Consider the following 16,371-nt stretch of genomic DNA (forward strand, 5'->3'; position numbering starts at 1 on the left):
GGCACCGCGAAATTTCTTCGCGGTGTTTTTTTTTATTTCCAGCCTTCCCAGCTTTTCAATAAGCATTCGGGAACGGCTTCTGCCATTGCCTTGTAGGCGGCCTCGCTTGGGTGCAGGTGATCGCCACTGTCAAAGCCATCGGCAAAGGCTTCTGGTTTTTGTGGATTTCTTACAGCTTTATCAAAATCTACGCAGCCGTCGAATTTATCACTTGTTCTCAGCCAGTCGTTGAATTCATTTCGTAAATCATTTCGGAAAGGCTGGTAGGTTCGCCAGCCAAAAATTGGAAGAAGAGTACCGGACCAGACTTTTACTCCCAGCTTACGCGCATGGGCAATATAAAGTTCTTCAACGCCCTTTTCCAAATCCTGGGCAGTCGGCATATCTGACCAGGGACGGAATTTATTTACTTCCACACCAACCGGGTGGATAATATCGTTAATTCCGTGCTGAATTATGACAGCCGAAGCCCCGGCGACATTCATTTCAATAGGAAAGCGAGTTTCGCCCTTAAGTCCATAGGCTGCATAAGTAATACAGTCATACTGACGCAAGATTCTGGTACCGCACACAGCACGGCGGATAATGGCAACGTCATGAAATCCCTTATTCCAGGCTTTTTGAGCAAGATAATCTGGCCAGGACTGGGCTGTAATTGAATCTCCATAGCAGACAAGAGCATGATTTTTTTCTTCTGTAAGGACATCAATAGTATTCAAAAAGTAAAACCAGTTTGTGGAACGGCTTAAATCATCCGGAAAAGTCTTCTGCTCTGCAAAATCACCGTAGGCATAAAGGCCTTTTGAAAGAGGTCCTGTTACAAGCGTTCCTGCATTCATCTGAGTAAAATCTGCAAGATACATAGAAACTTCTATCTGCTCGCCGGCATTTACAGGAAAGTCAATTTCATCAGAAGTAATTTCCCTGCCAGCCGGAATACGCAGTTCCGCATCACCATTCAGAGTGATTGCAACAGGTTTGTAATCATTCTCAGTAAGAGCCGCAAAAGCCTTTGTGATTTTTATTTCTTCAGTTCCAGTTAGATTTGAAAAATGAAAACGAAGCTTGCATCCAGAAAAAACTACGCGAACAGGATAACGCAGGGTCAAATCCTTTGCATATACAGCTTCTTTTCTGTCTGTAATTGAAGTTGCATTTCCCCAGCACGCAACCCATTTTGTAAAAGGTGAGTCAGCCATTTCTTGCTCCAGTTGCAATTATTATAGTAATAATTGTTAGTGAACGCAAATGAAGGGGTAAAAAAAACTTGTGTTATATTTGTTTCGGGCTTAAAATGAAGGCATATGCGAAAGATACGAGTTTTACTTTCTATTTTAATGTGCAGTTTTGTTTTGCCTCTGAGTGCTGAAATCCGCTATTTTGGCGGACTTCTTGGAGATATTGCGCTTCCAGCTTATTCGGACTCCGAAAAACAATTTGGAGCAGGAGGCGGCGCATCGCTTGAGGCTGGTGTTTATCTTGATAATCTTTCCCTTGCTCTTTTGGGAAGCCTTGCTTTTTCAAATCAGGAAGGTGACTTAATTCACAAGATGAATGAGTATAAAATCGGTGTAGAAGTCGGTTACGATTTTGGAAATGATATAATTCCGTTCCTTCCGAACTGGCTTTGCATCCGACCAAACCTAGCTTTTCTTGCTGATATTTATAAGGCCGAAGGTTTCCGTTCACAGAGTAAAAAACTAATAGGTCTTGAGGAAGAATCAAAAGGCGTTTCTCCAGTTATTGAAGCAGGACTCCTTGTAGATTTTCCAAATCTCTTAAAATACAGGGCATTTGAATTTATTCCAGTTGTGGGTTATTACGAAACCTTCCGCATGGAAAAAAAGGAGATGATTTATTCAGGCCGCATTTCACTTGGTATGCGAGTACTGTTCTCTCCAACCTATGCTAAACGCCAGCGTGAAGAAGCAGAAAAACGCGGTGGTGTTCTTAATGTATTTGCCACAACAAACATCAAACTCTTCTCTCCTAATGGAGATGGAGAAGCTGATGAAGTTATCTTTACAGTTTCCAGCGATGCCGACCAGCACGAAGGTGTTGCAAACTGGGAACTCCGCATTTATGACCCAGGACAGAAAGTCTTCTATTCTGAAAAAGGTCGGGGAAAACTTCCTGAGAACTATACATGGAAGGGTGCAGGTGCTAACGGCGATATTGTTGAAGGCGGATGTATTTACCAGTACGTATGGTACGTAAAAGCCCGTGATGGTTCTGACGGTTATATTCCTGGTATTGTTGAAACAGACGTTATGCTGCATGAAGAAGACGGTGTTCTTAAATTCTCTCTTTCTTCTATTCAGTTCGGTCCAAACTCTGCTAAGTATGAAGGACTCACAGATGAGCAGATTGAGCGTAACAAAGAGCTCTATGATACTGTTGCAAGAATTCTTAATAAATACAGTAACTACAATATTACAATTGAAGGTCATGCAAATAACGTTACCGGCACCCAGCGTGAACATTTAAATGAACTTTTGCCACTCTCTCAAAAGCGCGCCGAAACAGTTAAAGACGAGCTTATTTCCCGTGGTGTAGAAGCCGACAGACTCACAGCCATTGGCCGTGGTTCCGAAAAAATGCTCACCAACAAAAAAGACGAAGCTTGGAAAAACCGCCGCGTAGAATTCATTCTTACTGAAAAGGAGTAGCCGATGAAGAAATTAGCTTTAATTTTTGCAACAATATCAATTCTCTACACCACCGTGCTCACTTCCTGCATGGATTTGTTTGATGACCATGAAACGGCGTTGATAGGAACTATTACTTTTGATGGTAATGGTGGAAAAATGTCTGATAATGTAACAACCTCTTATTCTCAAACATTTCAGAAAGGACAGTCTGTTACATTATTATCAAATGCTTTTACTAAAAATCCAGCTGGAAAGCAGTTTTGTGGATGGTCAACTTCAAAAACAGCTTCCACATATGAGTATGTGAATGGTCAAAAAATATTATCATATTACGATTTAACTTTATATGCTGTTTGGATTGAAATTGAAACAAATATTTATGTCTCAAAAACAAGTCATTCTGGAACGTATGTATATGAAAGTTTGTCATCTGCTATTGAGCATATTAATACAATCGCACGAAATAACAGCAATTATGATAATCTTACTTGGACAATACATATACACGGAGAAATAGAGGAAAATTATACTTTAAATGGTTTACTCGCAGGAAAACTAATTATACAAGGTTGTGAGGACTCTAATGATAATAGTTTGAAAGGAGTTACAGATGGCGGTAGTGTATTGACAGTTTCTGTAGATAAACCTATTGAAATTTTGAATCTTAAAATTACACATGGAACTGGTAATTCAAAATTAGATACAGAGGGAAATTCATATAAAGCAGGTGGCGGAATTTACATATCTTCTGGAGCAAACGTAACATTAGGAACAGGTACTGTTATTTGTGATAATGAGGCTACTCATGGAGGTGGTGTATACAATGAAGGTACTCTGATAATGAATGAAGGAACAATCAGAGATAATGAAGCTAATACATTAGGTACAACAAAAGGAAGAGGTGGTGGTGTATATAATGCTAACACGATGACAGTTAATGGAGGTTTAATTGGTAGGGATAGTGCAGCTACTTCTTCAACAGATCGTTCTAATTTTGCTCAATCACAAGGTGGAGGTATCTATAACACAGGTTCATTAGTTTTGTATGAGCCTTGTTGGGTAAAAGGAAATTATGCAAATGCTGGTGGTGGTGTAAGAACAACGAAATCTTTATCTTCATCATCTCAAAGTCGTATTACAAATAATAATGCCGGCGAAGATCCTGATTATTCCCCTGATACTTAATACATATTAGAATTATAAATAATTTAGATAATGCTCATTGTGTTTTCAGTGAGCATTTTTTTTATCCGTGTCCCATCTGTGTGCATCCGTGTTCATCTGTGTCAAAAAAACAGTGCACACAAAATTTGCGTAGGTTAAGTTATACGCATTCGTCAAGGCACGCTTCGCTTAAAGCCTTGACAAACGCGTTTACCGGGTGGTTAATAAATTATCCACCCGGTATCCGTGTCCCATCTGTGGCTAAAAAAGATTGGCATATAAATCGTGTTTGACATTTCCTTGTTTTATGATATTTTAAATAAAAGGAAGGGCTCTGCGGTAACGCAGCTGAACCTCCGTGATGCTTATTAAAAGCCTACGCGGATTGTGGTAAGACTCGTGTAGGCTTTCTTTTTATCTACTAGCTGTGGTATTTTCTTTTCGAGAGACTTGATGACTTCAAGAACTAACATTGCCAATTAAGCTATATAATAAAACCAATAAATATTGCAAGTATTATTTTACAACTCTTTTCATATAAATACCGCCGTTTTCCTTAAGCCATTGCTTACAGCGTTTATATTCAGGAAATACTTTGTCAATTTCTGCATAAAAATCTTTTGAATGATTCATATATTTTCTATGACAAAGTTCATGCACCACAACACTATCCAGTACCTCAGATGGCATGATTACAAGCAAGCAATTGAAATTCAGATTTCCATTCTGTGCGCAGCTTCCCCATCTTGAAGTCTGTAAACGAATAGAAATCCGCCCGTATGTTACTCCAATTTTTTTAGCCCAGTACTCTACCCGTTCAGGAAAAATCTTTCTGGCTTTCTTTTTGATTTGCTTGATTTCATCATCAGACAGCAATCCCAGTGATTCTGCATTTTGTACTTCCCTAGTCTGCTTTTCAATCTGATTTGTAATCCAAGTTTTTTTAGTAATCAAAAACTCCTGAACCATTCTTTCCGGAGTTCCATAGGGAGCTTTTACAAGAACTCGCTTATCAGGCAGCACACTAATCGCAATTGAGCGTCTTCGGGATTTTTTGATTATGTATGTAATCTGCATTATTTCACATTAATCTGACACAACTTCATGGCAGAAAGTGCAGTCTCATGACTCTGAGGACTTACGCAGGCACAGCATGAAGAATCAACTGTGATTTTTACCTCTGGTAATTTTGCTTTAAGAATAAAGGCATTACTGATAACGCAGATACCTGTGCAGAGTCCTACAAGCTCAATTTCCTCAAGTCCATCAAGAGTTGCCACATAATCAGCAAGAGCCATAGAGCCAAAAGATGGCTTATCAAAAATACGACTATCACCAACGCTGAGCGCACTTGAAATCTGCCAGCCATCAGAACCTTCAACACAATGAACTACAGGAAGATTCCTTCCCTCCTGAGTTTCAAGATAGTTCTGCTGATGTGTATCACGAGTGAAAACAACCATCTCGCCGGCAGCCCTAGCCTTCTCAATCTTCTTTACAACATTAGGAACAATAGCAACAGCTTCTTTTGTTCCCAGCGCCCCATCTATAAAATCATTCTGCATGTCAATTACGATTAAAAGTTTCATGTTTTCCATTGTATCATTTTTCTGAGCTAATAAAAATACAAGTCGGACCTGAGTTATACATATTCTTCATTTTTGAGAATATTGGCAATAAACAAGGAAAATTGCCAATATTTTCGCAACATATTGCAAAAACTTGTTTATCAACATATTACTTTTTTATCTCATTTCAACTTAAAAAGTTAATAGTGAGGCGGCTTCCTGTTCGGAATTTCTCCTTCAAAATTATTAGACATTTCGCGGATTCTATCCGACATTAATTTTACTTCTTTTTGCAGTTTATCAATTGTCTTAGCTTGTTCAACTGCAACATCCTGAATTTGTTTTACAAAATCTTCCATGTAGGCAAGCTTCATTTCAATTGCAGTAAAACGCTCGTCAGTTTCTTTATCCATACAGTCTCATAAATCCGTGTGATTGATTCCAAATTTACTTTTGATATTCTTCCATCAGTTTTTTAAGATACTCACGGTCTTTCGTTGCTTTTTCGACATCGGCTCCGCGCCCCATAGAAAACAGTTTTGAAAATATTGCTGTAATATCGTTAATTACTTCTTTTTTGCCTTCTGATCTTCCTTCTCTATATCCTTCAATTCTGCCTTTTGCCATACCGCGACCTTCAGCATCAAGAAAGCGTTTTTTCATAACCAAATCCATTTCCATTTTGCTGCCTCCGTAATTCAATTGTTTTAGCCAGACTTCATTGAGTTTTAATTTTTCAGAACCAGAAAGAATTCTTAATAGATTTAATATCTCAAGTATATGAGTAACCTTCCGTTTAGAGCCGTTAAAAGGTTCTTCTCTGCGTTTTGCCTGAAGATATTCAACAACTTCTCTAAAACCAGATTTGAACATTTTAACTTTTTCAGCTTCAAGCCATGCAAGATTAACCACATGGATTTTGTAATCGTTGATAAAATCTCCCAAACCTGGTGGAATTGTAATTACTTCTTTCAAAGAAGTATTGCAATCCCATTTATGCCTGGTGTCAAAGTAAAGAACCAGTGTAATTATAGGATAACATTGCTTAATTCCTTTTTCAAGCAACTGACTTCTTTCTATTATCTTCTTTGTAATCACTTGACGGCATTGCATCTGTTAGTTCATTTTCTTTTACAATACGCTTTCCACCAAAAATTACAACATTGACAATATCTGCAAAAACATCGTTATAAGATTCAAGAGTTTTTTCTGCAATATCTTTTTCGCCCATTTTTCTTCTCCTGTTATAATATATCCGCAGACAATTAAATTCTGGACTTTATATACTTCCTCCTATTTCGCACAGCCACCTGATTTTATTGCATTGCTGGATTCAATTTCAAAGGTTCCAACATAGTTACCGTAGATTGAATCAATAGTTGTAATTCCGCCATCATAATCGGCGATTTTGCTGCCGCCTACATTCATATAGCCGATTCTTGTTGCATTACCGCCATAGTGACCTTCGATATAGGCAAAACCGGTAATATTTCCACTTGCATCAAAACTGCGGGCAATTACGGTAATCGTATGGCCCTTCCAGTTCTTGGAGGCATTATCCGGACATGGATTTTCGGATTTTTGCCAGGCAAGGACAGTTCCAACGCTCACGTTATCGGGATTCGACAGGGCTTTTATTGCATCATTTTTCATTGCAACAAGAGAGTCATGAGCTTCTTCATTCTCGTACGAACCATTAGCGGCCTTATAGGCTTCCATATTTCTCAGGCAGTCTCGATCGTAACCGCTGCTTGTATTTCGGACAGCACCGCTTGTGTTTTCATAAAAATCTCCGGACCATACACTATTTGCGGCGCCTGAAATATTACCTTCGGAAAATTTAGTATCAAATACCGTAGCAAGTTCTGAATAATTTTCCATACCGGCGATTTTTGCGCCAATGCGGTCGACTGCAAAAGAAACTTCGGCACAGTTGTAAGTAGAGGGAATAAAGTAATCTTCCCCGGCTTCCAGATATTCATCCCGGTTAAATCTTGCCAGGGTATCCATAATTGCAATCGCATAATTAAGATTTTCCTCTTCAGAAAAGGAAAGCTTTTCCTGCCCGGATTTATCGTAATAATTCACAGGATCACAGGCACAATAAGAAAACCAGTTCAGTCCATCACGGGCAGAATCCATAGTGATAAAGGTCTTTAATGCCGGCGCATAGTCACGCTGAGCTAAATTATAAAAGAGGATATCGGTATTTATAATTCCTGCTGCATTTGAAAAAGAAAGTTGATTTCCAGAGCTATAAGGACTTCCCCAGGTATCATAGCAATTTACACTCTTGCAGTTAGAATTATCCCCAAAAACAGATTTTAGACTTCCCCTGAAATCATAGCAGAAGGCATCTGCCGAAGAATCATTATATAAAGATAAAGCAGGCTTACCAGCAATATTTATATTTATAGAAGAAATCTGTCCGTCAGCATGGGGAACAGCAGAGTAACTGTCGCTTGTCTTAAAGTTCTGAGCCTGACTTACAGAAGCATTATCATAAGAAAAATCAGTTCCGCCACGACTGTCATTTGCAGCTGAATAATCATTCAAATTGCTGGCAGCAGATGATTCATAAAATTGACTTCCCCCGCCTTCAATTCCTTCATCAGAAAGAGAAGTTTCAAATGAATAATTTCCATGAATTGCCCCTAATAGTGTGGCGGCTTCCTGTTCGGAATTTCTCCTTCAAAATTATTAGACATTTCACGTATTCTATCAGACATTAATTTGACTTCTTTCTGCAGTTTATCAATAGTCTTAGCCTGTTCAACAGCGACATTCTGAATCTGGTTTACAAAGTCTTCCATGTAAGCAAGCTTCATTTCAATTGCAGTTAGGCGCTCATCAGTTTCTTTTTCCATGTTCTCACATCTTCCCCTTACTATAAAGCAGCTTATCACCGTCATAAATAGCATAAGCTTTATAAAGTGCGGGATAAAAAAGCTTAAAAGAATTATTTACCTTCTCAGGTGTCGAAAAATTATCAATCTTTTCTATTCTTTTCCCATCTTTTGCACGAACCAAAACAACACGCAAAATCATGATTCTTCCTTTTCAAATTCTGAGTCAAAATCTATTAGTTTTAATCTGAAAACTGGTAAATATACAAGAAAACCTAACAAATCAAAAATAATAAAAAGAGTACATAAATAATCAAAATAAAAATCTAAAGATTCAAGTACAGAAAAATTATGTTTTTTCATACCTATAAGACAGGTTCCAATAACACTCGCCAAAAATCCTACAAAGATAAATTTTACAAATCCTTTTATAAAAATGTATACACCAATTAATGTTTCATTTTTGTTCATATTCTTATGATAAAGCTGAAGTAATGTAAAGATAAAAACACAAAGAACAATAATTGAGTTACAAACAAGTGTTTTAATTATCGTAGTTTTTTTCGGAATACACAGTAGTGTAATAAAAGAGTTCTCTGTAACACCAGGTTCCATCTGTAATACATTACGCAAAGAATTTATATACATTGAAACTGAGAAAATAAAAAAGGCAATAACCATAGTTTCAAAGAAACTCGGAATTATTTTCTTCTTCGCAGAAGAAATTCCAATAACAAAAATTGCAACAGCAAATAAACAGTCCAAAATAAACAAAACATTTAACGGAACTATTGACAGGGGAACTAATGCAATCAGGGCAAAAAAAACAAATAAAAAGTTCGAAATCTGTGTTTTAATTTTCATAATCAAAAACTCCTGATAAACTATTTCAACTCTTTCAATTGGATCTTTCCGCTGTTAAAAGATTCTTTTAATATTTCAATAAAATTATCTGGCAGTTCATAGAATTTTTCTTCATAAGAATAAACAAATAGATTCTCATGAAGTTTAATGAAATGGCCTCCAAACTTTTCAAGAAACTCTACTGCTATTGGATTAGCAGTAGCACAGTTAAATTCATCATTAGTCATAATAACACCTCTTATAAAAATCCTATTTCAAAAACATTCCAGCATTACAAACAAAATCATCATCGTCGTAATCCTCGTCTTCTTCATAATCGCCGTCATCAACGATAATCTCTTCAGCCAGAATGTTTCCATGTTTATCTTTAATAAACCTGCGCCGTGTAACAGTTTGGGACTTTCTCTTTCTGGCTAGCTGTCTTTGTTCTTCCAAAAGCTCAAGATGCCTTAATTCCGCGTTATGTTCCGAAGCTTCCCAGTCATGCGCCGCTGCAAAATCACTCATGGCAGAAACAAATAGAATAATTGCAATTAGTATTAACATAATCATACCTCCTGCAGTTTCTACACGACATTATAAACGTCAAGGGTGTCAAAAATCGTCACTGTGCCAATTTTTTTGGAGAAATTTTGAATTATTTACAGCTTTTCCGCCATCTTCCGAACTTCTGCCGCATACATCTCTTTCAGCTCCGTCGGGTTAAGCACTGTTACAGAAGCTCCAAAACGCAGAACCCAGTAAAGTGTTTCCTGAATCTGGTTCGATTCAAACGTAAGGTAAACAGTACCGTCTTCATTCTGTTTACATTCCTGGTTCTTGTGCCAAGTTCGCTCCAGAATATAAGTATTAATCGACTTATCAAAAAGAAGCTCAATTTTCTGAGGTTTGCTGTCGTTATTCCAGATACCAAAGTTCGGGTCTACATGAATCTTATTCTTAAAATCAGGATCAGGTTCAAAGCTATCTCCAAGCTCAATATCTTTCATGCGTGCAAGTGTGAATGTAGCAAACTTATCATGCTTAGGAGAATAACCTAGTACATACCAGTCTCCCTTCTGGTTGTAAATCTTATAAGGATAAAGCTCATGCGGTTTGTAGTCTGTTGCACTAATAGACCTGTAACCAAACTGCATAATCTTATGAAGCTTTGTTGCCTTAAACACAGAATTAAAAACTTCCTCAGAGATACATGGAATTGGCTCTGCAATAAACTCAACGTCATTCATAAAATTAGACTGAACTTCAACCTGATTTGGAAGCATCTGAGCCAAAGTCTCATAAACTTTTGTGATTGTATTTTTAAGCGGTGTGTTGTTGTAACGCTCCATTAAAGGCAGGATTCCAGTAACTGCAAATACCTCACTTTCTGTAAGCATCATATTTTTTACAAAGTAAGTATTGTCACTATAGTAGTAGCCCTTACGCATTCTGTCATATTCAATCGGGGCGTTGTAATAGATTTTAAGTTCATCTATATCACGCAATATAGTACGTCGCGAAACCTCCAGCTCTTTCTGAAGCTTCTCAACACTCGGATAAGACATGTTCTGTATAGCCTGTTCAATCTTGAAAAGTCTGAGAGGCTTTGTGTGATTTTCTTTTTGTTTTGATTTATTTTCTGTGTCCATAATAAAAATTATACCACAGAAAATTATTTTGAGGTGACAATTTTTGGCACTAAGACAATATATAATTCTAGTATAAATAAAAAAGAGGTAGACAAAATGATATGCGGATTTCCAAGTCCGGCACAGGGCTATGAACATAATCAGATAGACTTAAACTCATATGTTGTAAAACATCCTTCAGCCACAGTCTTCATGCGTATCGAAAGTTCTCATTATACCCACATGGGAATCTACGACGGAGACCTTATAGTAATAGACCGGGCAAAAAAGATAAACAAAAACTCTCTTGTAGTCTATGAATCAGAAGGACATTTTGTTCTTGGTCGTGTCTGCAACATTCGCGGTGAAACAATCATCACAGGCGCAATAACTCATGTATTACATACGGTGAAAGATTTATGATTTTACACGCCGACGGAAATTCATTTTACGCATCATGCGAACAAATCTATCGCCCCGACCTGAGAAACAAGCCGGTAGCCGTACTCTCAAATAATGATGGAATTATAGTTGCCCTGAATAAAGAAGCTAAAGCCTGCGGAATCCAGCGCGGAGACCCATATTTCAAAGTACGTGACCTCTGCAGGTATGCGGGCATTACAATCTTTTCCAGTAACTATACATTATATGCTGATATAAGCCGCCGCATCACTTCCATTTATATGGAATATGCCCCAGACATAGAATACTATTCCATTGATGAATCCTTCCTCTTTTTCGATAAATGCAACTGGAGCATAAAAGACTATGAAAAAATCGGAAAAGAACTAAAGGAACGAATCTACAAAGAAGTCGGCATCCCAATCTGCGTTGGCGCTGCTCCAACAAAAACACTTGCAAAATTCTACAACAAAAAAGCAAAGGAACACGGCGGAGTTTTCGTCTACAATCCTGATGAAGTTGATTCGTTACTGGAAAAAACAGACTGCGCCACCATCTGGGGTATCGGACCCGCCCGTGCTCAAAAGCTCCAGCTCCACGGAATCAAAAATGCACTCATGCTCAAACACATGCCATTGTGCGATGCAAAAAGGCTGCTCACTTCCCAAGGTTTTGAAACTGTAATGGAATTAAACGGCCAGCGCTGCATGGAAAAAATTACACGGCAGAAAAAAGACATAATCACTTCAAGCCGTCAGTTTTCAAAAAAGGTTTATGACCTGGCAACTCTCGAATGTGCACTTGTTGAATACACAGAACTTGCTGTAGAAAAACTCCGCAAGCAGAACTCAGAATGTAAGATAATCCAGATTTGTATTTCCACCTGCAATTATTATTCTGACAATCCCGATGAACAGTATTCTAATTCCGCATTTGCAGAACTGCCACGTCTTACATCCTACACCCCAGACTTAGTAAATGCCGCACGGCTCATTCTTCCATACATATACCGCCAGGGCTACGGCTACAAAGTAATAATGGTAACACTCCTGGACATTATGCCTGCCCAGTATCAGGGCTGGCTCTGGGTAGATCCAAAGGAAGACATTAAAAAAAGAAAACTTATGGAAGCCGTAGACAATATAACAAACACCTACGGCCGCCGCTCAATTACTCTAGCTAAATCCTGGACTAAAACCGGCTGGGAAATGAAACGCGAGTTTTTAAGTCCAAACTTCACAACAGATATAAACAGTATTCCTGTAGTTTTATAATTTTTTTATATTTTTTTTCATAGTGACGATTTTTGGCACCCTTGCCGTTTATAATTATGACCGTAAAGCTGAAAAAGGCTTTAGGAGGTAATTATGGGAACAAGCGATTCTTTAATTTCCCTTAGTGGAACAGACATGTTAATTCTTGGACTTGAATATTTGCGTCGTAAAGCAGCTGCAGCTAGAGAACAAACTGAAAGAAAAACAACCTACACAGAACGTGAAATCTACGATTATGACACAAAGAAAATTATAACTCTTCGCACAAGAACTGTTACGCTTACAGAACGTAATTAGGAGGTCTTTATGAAAACAGCAGAAGGAACTTATGTAATGTGTATTTTCACTGGTAAAATCTGTTACACAGAACGTGAAGCAGGACATGTAATTAACAGCTGTAAAAAACATGTTTACCTTGGACATGGCCGCTGTGGTAAATCATCACATGGCACTGGCAGCACTAAAGCTATTCCACGTCGTAAGTACTACTGCAAAGAATGTGGCTTCTATCATGTAACACACAAAGCTTTATACGATACAGATTCCCTCACAAGAGCCTGGGAAGATGTTTTTTACAACGAATATGCACAAAGAAAATCACGCGCTCATGCGTAGGAGGATATTATGGGAATGCTTTTGTTTATTTTGATTTTAATTATTGCAGGAATCTTTACACTTGGGGCAAAAGGCGACGAATGGTTTAATCATGGTCGCTGTTATTTCGATGTAATTGATGAATATGAAGAATGCGAGCCGGATTACAGTTCTTCTTGTGCATATGATTCAGGTAGTTCTGATAGTGAACTTTATGGTGGACTTCCCTATGGTGATGGCCAGATTTATATTGTAGACAATGAAGATCTGATAGATCAGATGGATTTTTAATCTGACAGGAGGTTTCTATGCTTATAGAAGCACGTGACAGAAACGAATATCAATCCGGTGAAGTTGTTTATTATTTGGATCATGATATTCCTATTGAAAGCGCAACAAAATTTCTCAATGAAATTGAACGCCGCGCAAAGCCAGGGGAAATTACAATCCTTCAGCAAATAAAAGGCACACCCGTAAAGTTTGAAGATAAGTGGATAAAAGATGGTTGGAGATTGTTCTGTTATGACGATTATAAAACTTCATTCAAATACAACTTAGATATTCGCTTTGAAAGGCTTGTAGATGGTCATTTCAGAAAATGGTTTATTTTTATGAATAGTAAATCTTTGCGTTTATATTTTAGAGATTCTTATCAAAACAATCCAAAGTGTAACTGGGGTGATTTCATTAAAAATGAAAGTACAGAAAATTTACAGCATGAATTGGGACAAGTGCTTCTCGAAGCTGCAGAATATATTGTTCCATTTTTTCATTCAACTAAAATTATTGCTGCAACAAATAAAGCTGAATATAAATTACTTGAAGATTTACTTGAATCTGATACTGAACTTGAATTAGCTGCAAACACTTTTTACAAATACTGTGGTTTACCTTTATGGATTTGTAATTTCAAAGATGAAAAAGATTTGGAAGAAGGAACTGTATTTAGTTAATGGTTATACTCGATTAAAAAATCAATCTGGAAAAATTTTATTTTCCAGACTTCGATTACCAAGCTTCAGCTTATCTTGTAAGAAACAACATAAATTTAAAATACTGCTTCTTAAGAAAAACTGAGGTAATTTAACTTTATTTAGTAACATATACCAAAATTTTCTTTGTATTAAAAGCTAGATTTTTTTCATGTAATGCAATTGTTGAAGTGTCAAATCCAGAGAAATCGTCATTACAAATAAAATCTTTATCTGTGTATAATAAGTTATTGTCTTCATCATAGAAATTTAACTTTATGTAAACAGACTCTTCTAATTGTCCTTCAAGTTCATAGTTAAATTCAAACCAGCCATCATCTTCTATTTGTGAAAATGCAAAATTTGTAAGTTTTATGGCAAACGAATCAAATGTAGGCTGTTTTATTTCAACAATACTTTTTAGATATTTTTTTATTTCCTCAGGATTAAAATCTTCAGTTTCATTGTTATTCTGAGTTTTTTCAAGCAATTGGTTATAATCATCAAGCAAAGAGTTATACTGATCAACTAACTCATTGTATTGTTCTTGAGACTGTTTCATTGCTTCATTCCATGCGGCTTCCCACGCAGCATCCCAAACTTGTTTTCCTTCTTTTTCTGTCATATTATCTCCCTTTTTACATTGTAGTTTTGGATATATTAGATTCTTTATAATTTTTTTCTTTAATTTTCATCTTAATTTTTTCTATTCTATGTTTGTAATATTTCTTATGACTTAAAAAATAGTTAAAAAGCATTTTAAATTCTACATCATTTTCCTTAAATGTATTATTTAAAATTTTGTAAAAATTGTATTTTTGATAATATTCATGAAACTCTATTTCTAAATTTAATGTATTAAAACGTTTATAAATCATTAAAATTTTTTGTTTATTAGACAAACCTTCTAACATAATCATAAACAACTTAATTTCTGAAATTGTTTCAGTTTTACACTCATTATTGCTTTGTATGTAATCTCCTTCCTTTTCTTCGTTTTTATCTCTATTTTTTGTAAGAATAATGCCGGCATCTTTTCGATATGTAATTTGCATTTCCTTTTTATATTTATTTGCTTCTGCCCATGTCTCTGCATAAAATCTACAGTGTGCTGAGGATTGGCAATAAAACATATCGGGATTATTACAATACGTACCATCATTATAAACACAACGTGACTTATGGCGTCTTTTATCATTTTCATCTTTTTTAACGTAGCCAATATGCCAAGGTGTTTCTGGTAGTCTAATATTATCCAATTACGTACTTCCTTACATTAAATCTTTCAAGTATTTCTAAAAAAGTTTTGGCATACCAAAAAACCATCGTATTTTATATTCATCAACACTTTTTGGTACTGGAATTCTTTGTTTTTTATCAAACCTTTGTCCATAAATAATGGCTTTTAAACTTTTACCATAATTTACAAACATTTGTTCTTCTGAATTTTTTAAATTTCTATTTACCAAACAAAATCTGTATTCCATTTCATCTTTAAAATCTTCGCATTTCAGAAATAAACATTCCAGTCGTTTTTTATCAAGAAAAAAATCCTTAAAATTATCATTATAATGGTGAATATCTGTCATTAAAACTTGGTAGTTTGTAAGACAATTTGTATATTCAATTTTTCTATCATTTATAATTGTAATATTGTTGCTTTTTAAATTATCAAAACATTTTTTAAATTCTTTTTTATCAAAAACTAAACAAACTCCAGTATGATTATCAGCGTACTGAGCCCACATGCGGGTTCTTGCCCACCCTTTAAAAAGGAAATTATCTGCTATCTGTTGAACAGTAGGCATCTCATTCCAGGTTAGATTTCTACAAAAACACAAAAATCTTACATAATCATTTCGCCTGTTTTTAGACTCAGTTAAATCATATAAAATCTTTTGTTCATCCATGTCAGCCCAGATTGTAAAAGAAAAAATTTCTGGTGAAACAAATTCCAATGGATCATTAGTATTTGGCAAACTACTTAATTTAAGTTGGTTACTCTCAATAATCTGACTGGCAGATTTAAATGAGGTATAGTGAAACAATAATTCTTGAGTATCATCACTGTAGTTAGTCAAAGTTGATAGTAAATCCATAGAACTTTATCTCGGTAATTTATATTTAATTTTTAATGTATGACTCTGCCAAGAAGGAGTATGATAAAGAACTTCATCAACACCTTCTTTAATATTCTTTTTCATAACACGACAGCACATCGGTATGCAATCACGGTATTCAGGTTTTACTTCCATCTGTTCAAAGAATTCTTTAGAAACAAGAATAATTTCAGTTTTACCAGCTGCTGTTGTTTTATCAAAAATTTTCTTTAATTCTAATTCTACCTGTTCGAAAGTCATATATTATTTCCTATTTTATTTTGCCTATAAAATATCCAATAATTCCAGAAACAAAGGTCATAATTAT

Annotated in this window: 25 protein-coding genes; 8 read left to right on the forward strand and 17 right to left on the reverse strand. The window is 36.1% G+C overall.

The features are described 5' to 3' along the window. Positions 1-32: 32 nt before the first annotated feature. Positions 33-1,199 (reverse strand): GDSL-type esterase/lipase family protein, encoded by a 1,167-nt coding sequence (locus tag T530_RS0108345; RefSeq protein ID WP_027728617.1) that lies wholly within the window; start codon positions 1,197-1,199, stop codon positions 33-35. A gap of 105 nt (positions 1,200-1,304) precedes the next feature. Here T530_RS0108345 and T530_RS0108350 point away from each other — a divergent pair, with 105 nt between their 5' ends. Together T530_RS0108350 and T530_RS0108355 are read left to right on the forward strand one after the other, a co-directional pair. Beyond that, positions 1,305-2,669: an OmpA family protein gene (locus tag T530_RS0108350; RefSeq protein ID WP_081773704.1), complete on the forward strand. Its 1,365-nt coding sequence runs from the start codon at positions 1,305-1,307 to the stop codon at positions 2,667-2,669. Between the two features lie 3 nt (positions 2,670-2,672). Further along, positions 2,673-3,836, forward strand: coding sequence for an InlB B-repeat-containing protein (locus T530_RS0108355; protein WP_027728619.1), 1,164 nt, complete (start codon positions 2,673-2,675; stop codon positions 3,834-3,836). Between the two features lie 495 nt (positions 3,837-4,331). Here T530_RS0108355 and T530_RS0108360 read toward each other — a convergent pair whose 3' ends face one another. The 12 genes from T530_RS0108360 to T530_RS0108420 all read right to left on the reverse strand — a co-directional run bounded on the left by T530_RS0108360 (position 4,332) and on the right by T530_RS0108420 (position 10,724). Continuing rightward, positions 4,332-4,892 (reverse strand): M48 family metallopeptidase, encoded by a 561-nt coding sequence (locus T530_RS0108360; RefSeq protein WP_038074169.1) that lies wholly within the window; start codon positions 4,890-4,892, stop codon positions 4,332-4,334. Further along, on the reverse strand, positions 4,892-5,404 hold the full coding sequence (locus T530_RS0108365) for a cysteine hydrolase family protein (RefSeq protein ID WP_027728621.1): 513 nt from the start codon (positions 5,402-5,404) through the stop codon (positions 4,892-4,894). The genes T530_RS0108360 and T530_RS0108365 overlap by 1 nt, the downstream gene beginning before the upstream one ends. 179 nt (positions 5,405-5,583) lie before the next feature. After that, a complete protein-coding gene (locus tag T530_RS0108370; RefSeq protein ID WP_027728622.1) occupies positions 5,584-5,796 on the reverse strand; it encodes a SlyX family protein in 213 nt (70 codons plus the stop codon). A 34-nt stretch (positions 5,797-5,830) separates the two neighbouring features. Continuing rightward, on the reverse strand, positions 5,831-6,358 hold the full coding sequence (locus T530_RS0108375; RefSeq protein ID WP_156011592.1) for a hypothetical protein: 528 nt from the start codon (positions 6,356-6,358) through the stop codon (positions 5,831-5,833). Positions 6,359-6,440: 82 nt separating this feature from the next. Next, the gene (locus T530_RS15115) at positions 6,441-6,614 is read right to left on the reverse strand and encodes a hypothetical protein (RefSeq protein ID WP_156011594.1); all 174 of its coding nucleotides are present in this window, start codon (positions 6,612-6,614) and stop codon (positions 6,441-6,443) included. 62 nt (positions 6,615-6,676) lie between these two features. Continuing rightward, on the reverse strand, positions 6,677-7,939 hold the full coding sequence (locus tag T530_RS0108385; protein ID WP_027728624.1) for an RHS repeat-associated core domain-containing protein: 1,263 nt from the start codon (positions 7,937-7,939) through the stop codon (positions 6,677-6,679). Between the two features lie 98 nt (positions 7,940-8,037). Then, positions 8,038-8,250, reverse strand: a complete 213-nt coding sequence (locus T530_RS0108395) for a SlyX family protein (protein WP_027728625.1) — start codon at positions 8,248-8,250, stop codon at positions 8,038-8,040. Positions 8,251-8,254: 4 nt separating this feature from the next. Then, positions 8,255-8,431 (reverse strand): hypothetical protein, encoded by a 177-nt coding sequence (locus tag T530_RS15120; protein WP_156011596.1) that lies wholly within the window; start codon positions 8,429-8,431, stop codon positions 8,255-8,257. Then, positions 8,428-9,093 carry a hypothetical protein gene (locus tag T530_RS0108405; protein WP_027728626.1) on the reverse strand — a complete coding sequence of 222 codons (666 nt, stop codon included), beginning with the start codon at positions 9,091-9,093 and terminating at the stop codon, positions 8,428-8,430. The genes T530_RS15120 and T530_RS0108405 overlap by 4 nt, the downstream gene beginning before the upstream one ends. 20 nt (positions 9,094-9,113) lie before the next feature. After that, a complete protein-coding gene (locus T530_RS0108410) occupies positions 9,114-9,320 on the reverse strand; it encodes a hypothetical protein (RefSeq protein ID WP_027728627.1) in 207 nt (68 codons plus the stop codon). 22 nt (positions 9,321-9,342) lie between these two features. Continuing rightward, positions 9,343-9,639, reverse strand: a complete 297-nt coding sequence (locus tag T530_RS0108415; protein ID WP_027728628.1) for a hypothetical protein — start codon at positions 9,637-9,639, stop codon at positions 9,343-9,345. A gap of 95 nt (positions 9,640-9,734) precedes the next feature. Beyond that, positions 9,735-10,724: a YafY family protein gene (locus T530_RS0108420; protein ID WP_027728629.1), complete on the reverse strand. Its 990-nt coding sequence runs from the start codon at positions 10,722-10,724 to the stop codon at positions 9,735-9,737. A gap of 96 nt (positions 10,725-10,820) precedes the next feature. On the opposite strand from T530_RS0108420, the gene T530_RS13955 reads away from it, so the two are divergent. The 6 genes from T530_RS13955 (at position 10,821) to T530_RS0108450 (ending at position 13,926) form a co-directional block, all read left to right on the forward strand. Next, positions 10,821-11,126 carry a S24 family peptidase gene (locus T530_RS13955; RefSeq protein ID WP_051537902.1) on the forward strand — a complete coding sequence of 102 codons (306 nt, stop codon included), beginning with the start codon at positions 10,821-10,823 and terminating at the stop codon, positions 11,124-11,126. Further along, positions 11,123-12,379: a Y-family DNA polymerase gene (locus T530_RS0108430; protein ID WP_027728630.1), complete on the forward strand. Its 1,257-nt coding sequence runs from the start codon at positions 11,123-11,125 to the stop codon at positions 12,377-12,379. The genes T530_RS13955 and T530_RS0108430 overlap by 4 nt, the downstream gene beginning before the upstream one ends. A gap of 93 nt (positions 12,380-12,472) precedes the next feature. Continuing rightward, on the forward strand, positions 12,473-12,676 hold the full coding sequence (locus T530_RS0108435; RefSeq protein ID WP_027728631.1) for a hypothetical protein: 204 nt from the start codon (positions 12,473-12,475) through the stop codon (positions 12,674-12,676). A gap of 9 nt (positions 12,677-12,685) precedes the next feature. Next, positions 12,686-12,994, forward strand: a complete 309-nt coding sequence (locus T530_RS0108440) for a hypothetical protein (protein ID WP_027728632.1) — start codon at positions 12,686-12,688, stop codon at positions 12,992-12,994. 9 nt (positions 12,995-13,003) lie between these two features. Continuing rightward, positions 13,004-13,264: a hypothetical protein gene (locus tag T530_RS0108445; protein ID WP_027728633.1), complete on the forward strand. Its 261-nt coding sequence runs from the start codon at positions 13,004-13,006 to the stop codon at positions 13,262-13,264. Between the two features lie 17 nt (positions 13,265-13,281). After that, on the forward strand, positions 13,282-13,926 hold the full coding sequence (locus tag T530_RS0108450; RefSeq protein WP_027728634.1) for a hypothetical protein: 645 nt from the start codon (positions 13,282-13,284) through the stop codon (positions 13,924-13,926). Between the two features lie 136 nt (positions 13,927-14,062). On the opposite strand, the gene T530_RS0108455 is transcribed toward T530_RS0108450, so the two are convergent. The 4 genes from T530_RS0108455 to T530_RS0108470 are packed head-to-tail and all read right to left on the reverse strand — an operon-like array spanning position 14,063 to position 16,304. Next, positions 14,063-14,569 (reverse strand): hypothetical protein, encoded by a 507-nt coding sequence (locus tag T530_RS0108455; RefSeq protein WP_027728635.1) that lies wholly within the window; start codon positions 14,567-14,569, stop codon positions 14,063-14,065. Positions 14,570-14,582: 13 nt separating this feature from the next. Next, the gene (locus T530_RS0108460) at positions 14,583-15,203 is read right to left on the reverse strand and encodes a hypothetical protein (RefSeq protein WP_027728636.1); all 621 of its coding nucleotides are present in this window, start codon (positions 15,201-15,203) and stop codon (positions 14,583-14,585) included. Between the two features lie 36 nt (positions 15,204-15,239). Beyond that, positions 15,240-16,043: a DUF2971 domain-containing protein gene (locus tag T530_RS0108465; protein WP_027728637.1), complete on the reverse strand. Its 804-nt coding sequence runs from the start codon at positions 16,041-16,043 to the stop codon at positions 15,240-15,242. 6 nt (positions 16,044-16,049) lie between these two features. Continuing rightward, positions 16,050-16,304 (reverse strand): hypothetical protein, encoded by a 255-nt coding sequence (locus tag T530_RS0108470; protein ID WP_027728638.1) that lies wholly within the window; start codon positions 16,302-16,304, stop codon positions 16,050-16,052. Positions 16,305-16,371: the final 67 nt, after the last annotated feature.

The organism is Treponema sp. C6A8 (assembly GCF_000619925.1).
Taxonomy (GTDB): domain Bacteria; phylum Spirochaetota; class Spirochaetia; order Treponematales; family Treponemataceae; genus Treponema_D.

Bases quoted from the DNA above. Each gene is read 5' to 3' on its own strand.
- T530_RS0108345 (WP_027728617.1), bottom strand. From the start codon at position 1,199: ATGGCTGACTCACCTTTTACAAAATGGGTTGCGTGCTGGGGAAATGCA.
- T530_RS0108350 (WP_081773704.1), top strand. From the start codon at position 1,305: ATGCGAAAGATACGAGTTTTACTTTCTATTTTAATGTGCAGTTTTGTT.
- T530_RS0108355 (WP_027728619.1), top strand. From the start codon at position 2,673: ATGAAGAAATTAGCTTTAATTTTTGCAACAATATCAATTCTCTACACC.
- T530_RS0108360 (WP_038074169.1), bottom strand. From the start codon at position 4,892: ATGCAGATTACATACATAATCAAAAAATCCCGAAGACGCTCAATTGCG.
- T530_RS0108365 (WP_027728621.1), bottom strand. From the start codon at position 5,404: ATGAAACTTTTAATCGTAATTGACATGCAGAATGATTTTATAGATGGG.
- T530_RS0108370 (WP_027728622.1), bottom strand. From the start codon at position 5,796: ATGGATAAAGAAACTGACGAGCGTTTTACTGCAATTGAAATGAAGCTT.
- T530_RS15115 (WP_156011594.1), bottom strand. From the start codon at position 6,614: ATGGGCGAAAAAGATATTGCAGAAAAAACTCTTGAATCTTATAACGAT.
- T530_RS0108395 (WP_027728625.1), bottom strand. From the start codon at position 8,250: ATGGAAAAAGAAACTGATGAGCGCCTAACTGCAATTGAAATGAAGCTT.
- T530_RS15120 (WP_156011596.1), bottom strand. From the start codon at position 8,431: ATGATTTTGCGTGTTGTTTTGGTTCGTGCAAAAGATGGGAAAAGAATA.
- T530_RS0108405 (WP_027728626.1), bottom strand. From the start codon at position 9,093: ATGAAAATTAAAACACAGATTTCGAACTTTTTATTTGTTTTTTTTGCC.
- T530_RS0108410 (WP_027728627.1), bottom strand. From the start codon at position 9,320: ATGACTAATGATGAATTTAACTGTGCTACTGCTAATCCAATAGCAGTA.
- T530_RS0108415 (WP_027728628.1), bottom strand. From the start codon at position 9,639: ATGTTAATACTAATTGCAATTATTCTATTTGTTTCTGCCATGAGTGAT.
- T530_RS0108420 (WP_027728629.1), bottom strand. From the start codon at position 10,724: ATGGACACAGAAAATAAATCAAAACAAAAAGAAAATCACACAAAGCCT.
- T530_RS13955 (WP_051537902.1), top strand. From the start codon at position 10,821: ATGATATGCGGATTTCCAAGTCCGGCACAGGGCTATGAACATAATCAG.
- T530_RS0108430 (WP_027728630.1), top strand. From the start codon at position 11,123: ATGATTTTACACGCCGACGGAAATTCATTTTACGCATCATGCGAACAA.
- T530_RS0108435 (WP_027728631.1), top strand. From the start codon at position 12,473: ATGGGAACAAGCGATTCTTTAATTTCCCTTAGTGGAACAGACATGTTA.
- T530_RS0108440 (WP_027728632.1), top strand. From the start codon at position 12,686: ATGAAAACAGCAGAAGGAACTTATGTAATGTGTATTTTCACTGGTAAA.
- T530_RS0108445 (WP_027728633.1), top strand. From the start codon at position 13,004: ATGGGAATGCTTTTGTTTATTTTGATTTTAATTATTGCAGGAATCTTT.
- T530_RS0108450 (WP_027728634.1), top strand. From the start codon at position 13,282: ATGCTTATAGAAGCACGTGACAGAAACGAATATCAATCCGGTGAAGTT.
- T530_RS0108455 (WP_027728635.1), bottom strand. From the start codon at position 14,569: ATGACAGAAAAAGAAGGAAAACAAGTTTGGGATGCTGCGTGGGAAGCC.
- T530_RS0108465 (WP_027728637.1), bottom strand. From the start codon at position 16,043: ATGGATTTACTATCAACTTTGACTAACTACAGTGATGATACTCAAGAA.
- T530_RS0108470 (WP_027728638.1), bottom strand. From the start codon at position 16,304: ATGACTTTCGAACAGGTAGAATTAGAATTAAAGAAAATTTTTGATAAA.